At 64.1% G+C, this 11,523-nt stretch carries 14 protein-coding genes; 7 read left to right on the top strand and 7 right to left on the bottom strand.

From position 1 onward, the window contains the following. The first annotated feature begins 108 nt into the window (after window positions 1-108). Window positions 109-321 carry a hypothetical protein gene (locus AFIDRAFT_RS19615; protein ID WP_009340933.1) on the top strand — a complete coding sequence of 71 codons (213 nt, stop codon included), beginning with the start codon at window positions 109-111 and terminating at the stop codon, window positions 319-321. 11 nt (window positions 322-332) lie between these two features. Here AFIDRAFT_RS19615 and dprA read toward each other — a convergent pair whose 3' ends face one another. The 5 genes from dprA to AFIDRAFT_RS17235 form a co-directional block, all read right to left on the bottom strand. Continuing rightward, a complete protein-coding gene (gene dprA, locus AFIDRAFT_RS17255) occupies window positions 333-1,454 on the bottom strand; it encodes a DNA-processing protein DprA (RefSeq protein ID WP_009340932.1) in 1,122 nt (373 codons plus the stop codon). Between the two features lie 77 nt (window positions 1,455-1,531). Further along, window positions 1,532-2,134 (bottom strand): glycerol-3-phosphate 1-O-acyltransferase PlsY, encoded by a 603-nt coding sequence (gene plsY, locus AFIDRAFT_RS17250; protein WP_009340931.1) that lies wholly within the window; start codon window positions 2,132-2,134, stop codon window positions 1,532-1,534. Between the two features lie 4 nt (window positions 2,135-2,138). Beyond that, entirely contained in the window at window positions 2,139-3,440 is a 1,302-nt protein-coding gene (locus AFIDRAFT_RS17245; protein WP_009340930.1) for a dihydroorotase, read from the bottom strand. A gap of 3 nt (window positions 3,441-3,443) precedes the next feature. Continuing rightward, window positions 3,444-4,397, bottom strand: coding sequence for an aspartate carbamoyltransferase catalytic subunit (locus AFIDRAFT_RS17240; protein WP_009340929.1), 954 nt, complete (start codon window positions 4,395-4,397; stop codon window positions 3,444-3,446). A gap of 180 nt (window positions 4,398-4,577) precedes the next feature. Continuing rightward, complete coding sequence (locus AFIDRAFT_RS17235; RefSeq protein WP_009340928.1) at window positions 4,578-4,862, bottom strand: hypothetical protein; 285 nt, start codon at window positions 4,860-4,862, stop codon at window positions 4,578-4,580. Between the two features lie 167 nt (window positions 4,863-5,029). Between AFIDRAFT_RS17235 and AFIDRAFT_RS17230 the strand changes: the two genes are divergently transcribed. Continuing rightward, a complete protein-coding gene (locus AFIDRAFT_RS17230; protein ID WP_009340927.1) occupies window positions 5,030-6,661 on the top strand; it encodes an acyl-CoA dehydrogenase family protein in 1,632 nt (543 codons plus the stop codon). A 27-nt stretch (window positions 6,662-6,688) separates the two neighbouring features. Then, the gene (locus AFIDRAFT_RS17225) at window positions 6,689-7,474 is read left to right on the top strand and encodes a CPBP family intramembrane glutamic endopeptidase (RefSeq protein ID WP_009340926.1); all 786 of its coding nucleotides are present in this window, start codon (window positions 6,689-6,691) and stop codon (window positions 7,472-7,474) included. Window positions 7,475-7,480: 6 nt separating this feature from the next. On the opposite strand, the gene ruvX is transcribed toward AFIDRAFT_RS17225, so the two are convergent. Next, the gene (gene ruvX, locus AFIDRAFT_RS17220; protein WP_040298631.1) at window positions 7,481-7,963 is read right to left on the bottom strand and encodes a Holliday junction resolvase RuvX; all 483 of its coding nucleotides are present in this window, start codon (window positions 7,961-7,963) and stop codon (window positions 7,481-7,483) included. Window positions 7,964-8,001: 38 nt separating this feature from the next. Beyond that, on the bottom strand, window positions 8,002-8,922 hold the full coding sequence (locus AFIDRAFT_RS17215) for a LysR substrate-binding domain-containing protein (RefSeq protein ID WP_009340924.1): 921 nt from the start codon (window positions 8,920-8,922) through the stop codon (window positions 8,002-8,004). Window positions 8,923-9,035: 113 nt separating this feature from the next. Between AFIDRAFT_RS17215 and AFIDRAFT_RS17210 the strand changes: the two genes are divergently transcribed. The 4 genes from AFIDRAFT_RS17210 (at window position 9,036) to gatC (ending at window position 11,513) form a co-directional block, all read left to right on the top strand. After that, window positions 9,036-10,211: a YbfB/YjiJ family MFS transporter gene (locus AFIDRAFT_RS17210; protein WP_040298630.1), complete on the top strand. Its 1,176-nt coding sequence runs from the start codon at window positions 9,036-9,038 to the stop codon at window positions 10,209-10,211. A gap of 17 nt (window positions 10,212-10,228) precedes the next feature. Next, entirely contained in the window at window positions 10,229-10,804 is a 576-nt protein-coding gene (locus tag AFIDRAFT_RS17205) for a carboxymuconolactone decarboxylase family protein (RefSeq protein WP_156786914.1), read from the top strand. A gap of 72 nt (window positions 10,805-10,876) precedes the next feature. Next, window positions 10,877-11,056, top strand: a complete 180-nt coding sequence (locus tag AFIDRAFT_RS17200; protein WP_009340921.1) for a hypothetical protein — start codon at window positions 10,877-10,879, stop codon at window positions 11,054-11,056. A 169-nt stretch (window positions 11,057-11,225) separates the two neighbouring features. Then, a complete protein-coding gene (gatC, locus tag AFIDRAFT_RS17195; protein WP_009340920.1) occupies window positions 11,226-11,513 on the top strand; it encodes an Asp-tRNA(Asn)/Glu-tRNA(Gln) amidotransferase subunit GatC in 288 nt (95 codons plus the stop codon). The last annotated feature ends 10 nt before the right edge of the window (window positions 11,514-11,523 follow it).

Genomic DNA, 11,523 nt, shown 5'->3' with positions numbered 1-11,523 from the left:
GAACAGGTACTTAAAGTTGTAAATTTTAATTAAATTAAGCCGGAAGTTGCATAAATCAAAACTTGGAGTATAAGAATATTATCCTGATTCCAGGACAGGCTGGAGTTTATGCCGCCTCGCCGAGACAGATCGACGGAGCCTAAATCAGAGCAGCGCGGCGAAGATGGCGGCGCGGAGGAGGCGGCAGCCTTTATTGCGGAGACGCTGCTCAATCTGACGTCCATCTGTCATCGGAATCGTTTCGATACGCTCGGCTATCTTCTGGACATGGCGCGCATGGAGGCCGATGGCCTGATGCGGACGCACCGGAAATCCCGCTGATATTGGAACAGTCAGTTCAGCGAAACCATGCCGCCACCATGGCGTTCCAGCCGCCCGGCCATCTCAAGTTCGAGCAGCACCGTACGCACGATGGCAGGCGAGGTTTCGGCCATCCGCACCAGATCGTCGATCCCGATGGGCGAGGGACCAAGCAGGCCGACGATCCGGGCACGATCGGTGTCCTGTGGCTCGCGGCTCTCGTGCGGAGCCTCGTCTTCCTCCATCGGCAGTTCGATCGGGCGGCCCATGATCGACGCAACGACATTTATAATGTCTGCGGCCGAAGTCGTGAGCGTCGCGCCCTGCTTGATGAGGTCGTTGGTCCCGGCGGCGCGCGGGTCGAGCGGCGAACCGGGGACCGCGAACACCTCGCGGCCCTGTTCGTTGGCGAAGCGCGCGGTGATGAGCGAGCCGGAACGGTGGGCGGCTTCGACGATCAGAATGCCGAGTGCAGTTCCGGAGATCAGGCGGTTGCGGCGTGGAAAGTCGCGGGCACGTGGGCCGTGGCCAAGCGGCATTTCCGAGATTGCGCCGCCGCCTGCGTCGATGATCGCGGCGAGCAGGCCTTCATGTTCGGGCGGATAGATACGGTCGTGTCCGCCCGCGAGCACGGCCACGGTGCCGCCGCTCAATGTTGCGCGGTGGGCCGCCTGATCGATACCGCGCGCCAAACCTGAGGTGATGACGAATCCGGCGGCCGCCAGATCGTGCGCGATGGTCTGCGCGAATTTCAGACCGACGCCGGAGGCGTTACGCGAACCAACAACGCCGATCATCGGGCGCATCTCGACCTCGTGTGCACCGCGCACGCCGAGCAGGGGTGGGGGGTCGTCGATCAGCGCGAGCCGTGGCGGATAGCCGTGCTCGCCAGGGGCAAGCAACGTGACGCCAAGCCTGTTACTACCTTCGATTTCGCGCTCAGCTTCCTCAAGGGAGCATATCCGTCCGGGGCGGCTCGCGCCGCCGCGACGTGCGAGGTCGGGCAGGCGTTCGAGTGCAGCTCTGGCGCTACCGCAATGATTGACGAGAGAGCGGAATGTGCGGGGCCCGACATGCTCACTGCGGATCAGCCGCAGCCAGTCGATGCGCTGGCCGTCGTTCAACCTGATGGGTGCCGATGCGAGCCTGTCCACGACCGCCTCCCGTGGCGGCCAGTGTTGCGCAACTCGGGGCAGGGAACAATGCGGGTTGTTGCGAAATGAGAGGTGTTTTAAGTCTTCGCGCCGATCTTGCCCTCGCTGCCGTCCATCAGACGGCGGATGTTGGCGCGGTGTTTGAACCACAGGATGGCGGAGAGCACGGCGAACAGGGTCGCCAGCGGCAGGTACTGTAGCCACAGCAGCAGCGGCGGGATCACGGCGCTGGCGATCAGTGCGGCCAGCGAGGAGTATCGGGTGATGGCGGCAATCGCGAGCCACACCGCGCAGAAGATCAGCGCCGCCGGCCACCACAGGCCGAGCAGCACGCCGATATAGGTCGCGACACCCTTGCCGCCTTTGAACTTCAGCCAGACGGGGAGGATGTGCCCGAGAAAGGCACCGAGGCCTGCGGCGATGGCAGCGTCGTCACCGAGCAGATAGCGGGCAAGCAGAACGGCAGCGGTGCCCTTGAGCATGTCACCGACAAGCGTCGCGGCAGCGAGGCCTTTGCGTCCGGTGCGCAGCACGTTGGTCGCGCCGATATTGCCCGAGCCGATAGAGCGCAGATCGGCAGTGCCCGCGCGGCGGGTGATCAGCAGGCCGAACGGGATCGAGCCGAACAGGTAGCCGATCGCTAGAGAGAGAGCCGTCGCGACTGCAGGCGAGAGGTCCATGCGCTCACACCTGTTCGAACACGGTGCGGCCGCCGACAATGGTGCGCACCGCGCGCCCGGTGAAGCGGGCCTCATCAAATGGCGTGTTCTTGCACTTCGATTTCAGGTCGGCGGGGTCGAGGATCCACGGCGTATCGAGATCGATCACGACGATATCGGCGGGGCGACCCCTGCGCAGTGTGCCGCCCGGAAGCCCGAGCAGTTCGGCGGGCCGCGTGGACATCGCGCGGATGAGGCGGGTTAGTTCAATCTCGCCATTGTGGACGAGACGCAGGCCGGCAGAGAGCATGGTTTCCAGCCCGATCGCGCCGGAAGCCGCTTCCGCGAACGGCAGGCGCTTCACCTCGACGTCCTGCGGATTATGATCCGACATGATGACGTCGATGAGCCCGGATGCGACGGCGGCCACCAGTTCCTTGCGGTCGTCCTCGGTGCGCAGCGGCGGCGACAGCTTGAGGAAGGTCTTGTAGGGGCCGATATCGTTCTCGTTCAGGGTCAGATGATTGATCGAGGCGGAGGCGCTGACGGCAAGACCGGCTTCGCGCGCGCGCCGCAGGATGTCGAGCGACTCGGTGCAACTCACGGAGGCGGCGTGATAGCGCCCGCCGGTCAGCGCGACGAGGCGCATGTCACGCTCCAGCATCACCGCTTCGGCGGCGCTCGGCGCGCCGATCAAGCCGAGGCGGGAGGCCAACTCGCCTTCGTTCATCACTCCTTCGCCTGCGAGGTTGGGATCTTCGGTGTGGTGGACGATCAGCACGCCGAAATCGCGTGCGTAGGTCAGCGCGCGGCGCATCACCTGCGCGTTCGTCACGCTGCGCGCGCCGTCGGTGAAGGCGACCGCGCCCGCGGCCTTGAGAAGGCCGAACTCGGTCATCTCCTCGCCCGCAAAGCCCTTGGTCAACGCGGCCATCGGATGGATGTTGACCACGGCGGTGTCGCGGGCGCGGCGCAGCACGAAGTCGACCGTCGCCGAATTGTCGGTGACGGGCTTGGTGTCCGGCTGGCAGATGATGGTAGTGATACCGCCCGCCGCCGCCGCCTGGCTTGCGGAGGCGAATGTCTCGCGATGGCCCGCGCCGGGTTCGCCGACGAAGGCGCGCATGTCGATCAGGCCGGGGGCTATGACCTTGCCCGCGCAATCGATGATCTCAGCACCCTCGGGTGCATGGCTCTTGCCGACACCGGGCCCGGCCTCGGCGATGACGCCGTCATGGATCAGCACCCCGCCACGGCCGTCGAGATCGCATGAGGGATCGATCAGGCGGGCATTGATGAGAAGCGTGGGGCGGTTATCTTTCAGCATGGTTCACGCATTCGGCAGATTGCGGGCGAGTGCTTCGAGCACCGCCATGCGTACCGCCACTCCCATTTCGACCTGCTCGCGGATCAGCGATTGTGCGCCGTCGGCGACAATGGAGTCGATCTCGACTCCGCGATTCATCGGGCCCGGATGCATAACGAGCGCATCGGGCTTGGCATAAGACAGCTTCTTCTGGTCGAGGCCGTAGAATTGGAAGTATTCCGAACTCGACGGCACGAAAGAGCCGCTCATGCGCTCGCGCTGCAATCGCAGCATCATCACGATGTCGGCGCCGTTCAACCCCTCGCGCATGTCGTGCGCGACCTCGACACCCATTCGCTCGATGCCGGGTGGCAGCAGCGTAGAGGGGCCGACGACGCGAACCCGCGCGCCCATCAGGTTGAGCAGAATGATGTTCGAGCGGGCGACGCGCGAATGCAGTACGTCGCCGCAGATCGCGACCAGCAGACCTTCCAGCCGTCCCTTGTTGCGGCGGATGGTGAGTGCGTCGAGCAGCGCCTGCGTCGGATGTTCGTGCGCGCCGTCACCCGCGTTGACGACGGAACCATCGACCTTGCGCGCCAGCAGCTCGACCGCGCCGGAGGCGTGATGGCGCACCACCAGAATGTCGGGGTGCATCGCGTTCAGCGTCACGGCGGTGTCCATCAGCGTCTCGCCCTTGCGCATCGAGGACGAGGAGACGGACATGTTCATGACATCCGCCCCGAGCCGCTTACCGGCAATCTCGAAGGACGACTGGGTGCGGGTGGAGTTCTCGAAGAACAAATTGACCTGGGTGCGGCCGCTCAGGACGGCGCTTTTCTTGTCCACCTGCCGGTTCAGTTCGACGTATTCGCCGGCGAGGTCGAGAAGGCCGGTGATGTCGGCCGCGGAAAGCCCTTCGATGCCCAGCAGATGCCGGTGCCCGAGGACAAAACTCGATTTTGGTGCAGGGGTCATTAAAGCCAAACCTATAGGCAGACTTGCCATTCGGAGCAAGGCGGATTTGGCGGCTGTGGACGGTTCGCGCTAGCCTGCGCAGGGCAAGGTAAATTGCGGCCGAAGGGGCTTCGCCCATAGCCAGAGAAGGCGGGCCCGATCGGCTGCCAGGTGCATGCCCAAGGTGCCTGAAAGGCGCTGTTATTTCTTGTTGCTGTCGTGGATGCCCTTGTAGTCGCCGCTCGCTGTGCCTTGGGTCTTGGCCGCGTTCGGGCCGGTTTCCGGCTGGCCGGACTGGGCATCATGGCCGGACGCCTGCGGGGACTCGGCTGGCGCGGACTGCGTTGCATCAGGCCCATCGCTGGTGGCCGGCTGGCTCGGGTTTTGAGTCGTCGGGCTTTGGGCCGGCGTGTTCTGCGCGGAGGCGCCGTATGTGCTCAGGATCATCGCCGCGATGACCGCAGCAAGAATGGCTTTCACGTGCATTTGCCGCTCCTCTCGGTAGTCCTTGCCGGGAAACCTCGTGCAGCAGGGCAGGTTCCGGAAAATTTCTCATTGCGACGATTTTCCGCGCCATGCCGCTGGCGTTAGACTTGTACCCATCCGGCCCGAATCGGAGCGGGTGTCGCTCCGTCTTCGTCAGGAGCATTGCCATGTCGTCCGCCCGCGCCGTGCTCAACCAATCGCCGCCCTTTTGCGACATCAACCTGTTCGGCTGCGATGTCCCTCTGATGGAGGCGGTGTCGGCCTATGGCGCGCGTGACCATGCGGAGGAGTTGTCACTGTTCGGGCGGCTCTGGGGCTCGGCTGCGATGGCCGAGCGCGGGCGGCTTGCCAACGAGAACCCGCCGAAGCTGAAGACCTACGACGCGCGCGGATTCCGCCGCGATGAGGTGGAGTTTCATCCCGCCTATCACGAGTTGATGGCGCACAGCGCCCATGCCGGGTTGCACAATTCGACATGGAGCGGGGCTGGCACGTCGGCGGGCGGAGCCGCGGAAGTCGTGCGCGCGGCAAAGTTCTTCATCGCCGCACAGGTCGAGACCGGGCACCTGTGCCCGATCACCATGACACGCGCCTCGGTCGCTGCGCTCGCGAGCGACGAGGCGCTGCGCGTGCAGATCATGCCGGTGCTGGGCACGAATGTTTACGATCCTGCCTTCATGCCGTGGTGGCAGAAACGCGGCATGACCATCGGCATGGGTATGACCGAGAAGCAGGGCGGCACCGACGTGCGCGCCAACGTCACGCGCGCCGAGCGTGAGGGAGATTACTATCGCATCACCGGCCACAAATGGTTCATGTCGGCGCCGATGTCGGATGCGTTCCTCGTGCTGGCGCAGGTGGAAGGTGGGCTCACCTGCTTTGTCATGCCGCGTTTTGCGCCGGACGGAACGGTGAATGCGCTGCGCTTCCAGCGGCTCAAGGATAAGCTCGGCAACCGCTCCAATGCCTCGTCCGAGGTGGAGTTCGAGGGTGCGTATGCGCTGCGGCTGGGCGAGGAGGGGCGCGGTATTGCCACCATTATTCAAATGGTGTCGCTGACGCGGCAGGATTGCGCCATCGCTTCCGCGGGGCTGATGCGCTCGGGTCTTGCGCATGCGCTTCATCATGCGCGGCATCGCAGCGTTTTCGGCAGGCACCTCGCCGACCAGCCGCTGATGCGCAGCGTACTTGCCGACATGGCGCTCCATGTCGAGGCTACGACGGCGCTGGTGATGCGGCTGTGCCGCGCCTTCGACCATGCGCCTCATGATCCGGTTGAGAGCGCCACTATGCGGCTGATGACGCCGGTGGTGAAATACTGGGTCTGCAAGAGCGCGCCGGCCTTTTTGCACGAGGCGATGGAGTGCCTCGGCGGCAACGGCTACGTCGAGGAGGGCATTCTGGCTCGGCATTACCGGGAAGCGCCGGTCAACGCGATCTGGGAGGGCTCCGGCAATGTGATGTGCCTCGACGTGCTGCGCGTGGTGTCGCGCGAGCGCGACGCTGCGGCCGCCGTGCTGGCCCATCTCGCGCAAGAGGGGGGGGATTTGCCGGGTGTAAAGGCGGCATTGTCCGCAACCGCTGCGGCACTGGGCCAGCCGGATGCTGAGGGGGCGGCCCGCAACGCCGTGGAAAGCCTGGCGGTTGCCGCTGCCGCGGTCGCGCTGAAGGCAGTCCATCCCGGCCATGCGGCCCTGTTCGCGCAAACGCGACTGGCGCAACGGCGTGGGCTGATGTATGGCGCGGTCGACCTCACCCCCGGCGAGATTCAGGGCCTGCTCGCGCGGGCGCTGCCTTAAGCCTCTTTTGCAAGCGAAAGCACATCGATGAGTCTTCCCGAAACACTCACCGACCCCGTTGTACCCGTGCCCGCGCCGGAGCCGCGCATCTGGAAATTCTGGGGCACCTCGCTGTGGGGGCTGCTGATTTTCATTGCGCTGTTCCTCGGGCAGGGCGCGACGATTGTGGTTTTGCTGCTCATGCAGAAAGAGCCGCTCACCATGTCCACCTTCGCGGATTCGCTGACGCATGTGATCACGGGCGGCAAGGCGCTCTCGCTCTCGGTCATGACTGGCCTGCCGGGCGTGCTGTTCGCGACCTGGGTGGCGACGAAGCTGGCGCGCCAGCGTTTTGCGGATTACCTCGCCCTGAACCGCCCGTCATGGAAGTGGCTGCTGATCGGCGCGGTCAGCCTCGCGGTGCTGGTCGAGGGATGGGATTTGCTGTCCAAGGCCACCGGCCGCGAGGTGATGCCCGGTTTCATGATGGATACGCTGAAAGCCGCGCAGGCTGACAACACGCTATGGCTGCTCGTTCTCGCCATAGTGGTGGCCGCGCCGGTCACCGAGGAATTCTTCGTGCGTGGCTTTCTCTATCGCGGCTGGTCAGAATCCTTCCTACGGATTCCCGGTGCGATCATCCTGTCCTCGGCGGTGTGGACGCTGATGCACCTGCAATACGACTGGTTCTTCCTCGGCGAGGTGTTCTCGATCGGGTTGCTGCTCGGCTACTTGCGCTATAGAAGCAATTCGACGTGGCTCACGGTCGTGATCCACGGCCTGAACAATCTCGCTGCAACGATCCAGACCATCTGGCTCGCCACGCATTCCTGAGCGGGGTTATGACTGGCGGCTCAGCGCCGCGAGGCGGTCCAGCGCGCCTTGCAGAATGAAGATTGCGGCGTGCTCGTCAATCACCTCGGCGCGGCGCGCGCGGCTGACATCGTTGGCGATCAGTTCGCGTTCGACGGCGGCGGTCGAGAGCCGTTCGTCCCACAGGCCAATGGCGAGGTCGGTGAGCTTGGAAAAATTACGGGCGAACGCGCGGGTGGATTGTGCGCGCGGGCCTTCGCTGCCGTCCATATTGATCGGCAGGCCGAGCACGAATCCGGAGGAGGCGCGCTCGCCTGCGATCCTGAGCAGTTCGGCGGCGTCCTTGGTGAAGGTTTTGCGCTGGATCGTCGTGACGCCAGTCGCAAGCCGCCGATCGGGGTCGGACACGGCGACACCGATGGTCTTGGTGCCGAGGTCGAGCCCGATCAGCGCGCCGCGCGGCGTCCAGTGCGTGGCAGCCTCGGTCAGGGGAAGGATGAGAGCGGGCATCGCCTCACTTACCATGGCGGCGAAACCCGATGCAAAGGCTAGACCTTGGCTGTCCGTCCGCTCCGCAGCGTTTTTAGACTTCGCTTTTTTGCGGATGTCTCTGTCGTCATGGAGTTCATCAGCATCCGGAGAGCCATGACCGGTGCCGATATTTCGCCTTCGCGCCAGATCAGCGGCGTGACGATCTCGCTTTGGGCGCGCGGAATCGGATTACGCCGCACCCGCGCGTGTGGCATTGCGTCGAGCACGGCTTCCGGCACCAGCGCGATGCCCGCACCGGCTGCGACGCAGGCGACGATTGCATGGTAGGAGGTGAGCTCGAGAACTCTCAGAGTGGCGAGGCTTTCGCGTTTCAGCCAGCGCTGCATGACACGGCGATAGGCGCAGCCGCTCGGAAAGGCGATCAGGCTTTGGCCTGCGGCCTCGCGCGAACTGGCAATGGGCGGATGATCCAGGCTGGAGATGACCACGAGGCGTTCACGAAACACGGGCAGGTGAGCGAGCCCGCGCACGGATGGCGGCTCGGCGATAAAGGCCGCATCCAGCCGCCGTTCCGCTACTGCGTTGACCAGCGCATCGTTCGTACCGGTAGTCAATTCCAGGCGCACATCGGGATAGCGGCGGTGAAAGTCGGCCAGTACGCCGGGCAGGCGGCTCGCTGACGTGCTTTCCAGTGCCCCAAGTTTCAAGAGTCCATGGGGTGGGGCGCCCGACACAGCGTTGCGTGCTTCCTCGGACAGCCGGATCAGCCGTTCCGCATAATCGAGCAGCAATTCGCCGCTGGGCGAAAGATGCAGCCGCTGGCGGTCGCGGTGAAACAGCGGCACGCCGATCGCACTCTCAAGTTGTTTGATACGCGTTGTTACGTTCGACGGGACACGGTGCAGTTTCTGCGCCGCTTTGATGATGCCGCCTTCTTCGGCGACGGTCTTGAACATCTGCAGATCGGTGAAGTTCATCGTGCGCCTCTAGTGTTCTCATAAAGAGAATACAATGTTCTACATTATTCAATATCCGAGAATACAGCGTCAGTCTACGCTTGCGGTCGATGGACTCAACCGCTGGGCAACTCATGTCGTCTGTTTCCACCCCGACCGTATCGCCTGTCATGCGCGTTGGCGCTGTCGCATGGATTGGCCTTGCGGGGCTGGCGGTCGCGATGGGGATCGGGCGGTTCGCATTCACGCCGGTGCTGCCGCTAATGCAGCAGGAAGGGAGCGTCACGCTGGTTCAGGGCGGCTGGCTCGCAACGGCCAATTACCTTGGTTATCTGGCCGGTGCACTGATCTGCATCGGGTGGCATCCCGGTCCGGCGAGGGCCGTCCGCTGGGGACTTCTGTCGATTGCCGTCCTCACCTTCGCAATGGGTTTGACGGAGGGTTTCTGGATCTGGCTGATTCTGCGGCTACTGGCTGGTGCCGCCAGCGCCTTCGTGCTGGTGGGCGTTTCCGCTTGGGCGATGCCGCGCCTTGCGCTGGCCCATAAGAAAACATGGTCAGGCTATGTCTTTTCCGGAGTTGGCGTCGGCATCTGCGCCACGGGCGTCATCTGCCTCGCCGCGGGAAGCCTCGCGTTCGGTGCGCGGTCGACATGGATCTGCCTTGGCGGCGTTGCCGCCGTCTTCGCGTTGGCGCTCTGGCTGCCGCTCAGGGGTGACGACGGACACGAGGTGCCGGTGACGAAGTCCCGCGCGGCCCCCCTGAGGGGCGAGGCGCGGCTGGCGGCGCTGTGCTATGGCGCTTTCGGTTACGGATACATCATCCCCGCTACATTCCTGCCCGCTCTGGCGCGGGAGGTCATCACCGATCCGCTCCTGTTTGGTCTGATATGGCCTGTGTTCGGTGCGGCAGGCGCGATCTCGACGCTCTGCGCCGCGGCATTCCTGCCGCATCATTCGGCGCGCCGCCTTTGGATTCGCGCGCAATGGATTCTGGCCGCCGGTGTGATCGCGCCGGTCTTCACGATCAATCTCTACGTCTTGTTGTTCTCGGCGCTGTGCGTAGGCGGCACGTTCATGGTCATCACGATGGCAGGCATCCGCGAAGCGCGGCGTCTCGGCGGCACGAGCGCGGCTCGGCTCATCGCGCTCTATACTGCTGCTTTCGCACTGGGACAGATTCTAGGGCCGCCGACAGTCAGCCTGTTTCATGGCGGGCTGGCCGCTCCGAGCGTATTAGCGGCATTCGTTCTCGTGGCGAGCAGCCTTGCGCTCGGCCGCGGCGCGAGTGCGCCGGAAACATCCGAATGATGGAGAAGGAAACCGATATGCATCAGCACCCAGACCGCATGCCGCCGCTTGGACTCGCACAGATGGATGCCGCCCAGCAAGCCGCAGCACAGATTCTCATCGCCGGGCCGCGCAAGGGCGTCAAAGGCCCGTTCATTCCGCTCCTGCGAAGTCCGCAGTTGCTCGACCGTTTGCAGCGGGTTGGAGAATATATTCGTTTCGACAGCAGCTTGCCACAGCGGCTCTCGGAATTCGCCATGCTGGTGGTGTCCCGTGCCTGCACGCAGCAGTTCGAGTGGTTCACCCATGTTCCGCTGGCGTTGAAGCTCGGCACCAGTTCCGAAACGATCGAGGCGGTGCGTTGCGGACGGCGTCCCGCCGACATGAGCGCGGACGAGGCGCTGGTCTACGATTTTACGCAGGAACTGCTGATGCATCGTGGCGTTTGCGATGCGACCTATGCCGGGACGGTGGCGCAGCTCGGCGAGCGCGGTGTGGTCGATCTGACAGGGCTGATCGGATATTTCCTCACTGTCTCCTTGATACTCAACGTTGCACATACGCCCCCGGAGACGGTCGATGGGATCGCGGCGCTGCCGGCCTTGCCGCTGTAAGCACCGCTTCAGGGCTGCGAATTGACAACCCGCAGGCCGCTTTCGCGGCTGCGGGTTTTTGGAGTTGTGCTGATGTCCCTCGATGCTCTGACTCTGTTCGGGCTGTTCGCGGTCACCGCGATGCTGGTCTGCTACGCGCTGGAGGAGAAGTCGCCGCACTTTATTCTTGGCTTCGCGGCGGCCTGCGCGCTGGGCTCGATCTGCGGCTTTTTGCAGGGCACCTGGCCGTTTGGGCTGGTCGAGGGGATATGAGCGATTGTCGCGATTGGGCGCTGGCTCAAGCGCCGCCAGCTGGGGGCAATTTGACCGCTGCGGGCATGCCTGCCCGGATTTCCCCTTGAGCGGAAAATGCTTTATAGGCAGGCCATTGGAACCGCTGCGGCGGTATTCCCGGAGCCATACCTTCCCGGAGCCATAATCAATGTCAGTCGATGCAGCCACGGTTCGCCGGATCGCGCAGCTTGCGCGGATTGCCGTCAAGGATGAGGAGGTGCCGCACCTCCAGGGCGAACTTAACGCGATGCTCGCCTTCATCGAGCAACTGTCCGAGGTCGATGTCGAAGGCATCGAGCCGATGACCTCCGTGATGCCGATGGAGATGAAGAAGCGCCACGACGTCGTCAATGACGGCGAAATCTCCGGGCTCGTGCTGGCGAACGCGCCGGTCACAGAGGATCACTTCTTCCTCGTGCCCAAGGTTGTCGAGTAGCGGCAGGGTG

Origin of the sequence: Afipia sp. 1NLS2, assembly GCF_000178995.1 — a bacterium.
In the GTDB taxonomy this organism is placed as follows: domain Bacteria; phylum Pseudomonadota; class Alphaproteobacteria; order Rhizobiales; family Xanthobacteraceae; genus Afipia.
Note: the sequence above shows the minus strand (reverse complement) of the source record. Positions and strands in the feature narration are given on the sequence as shown.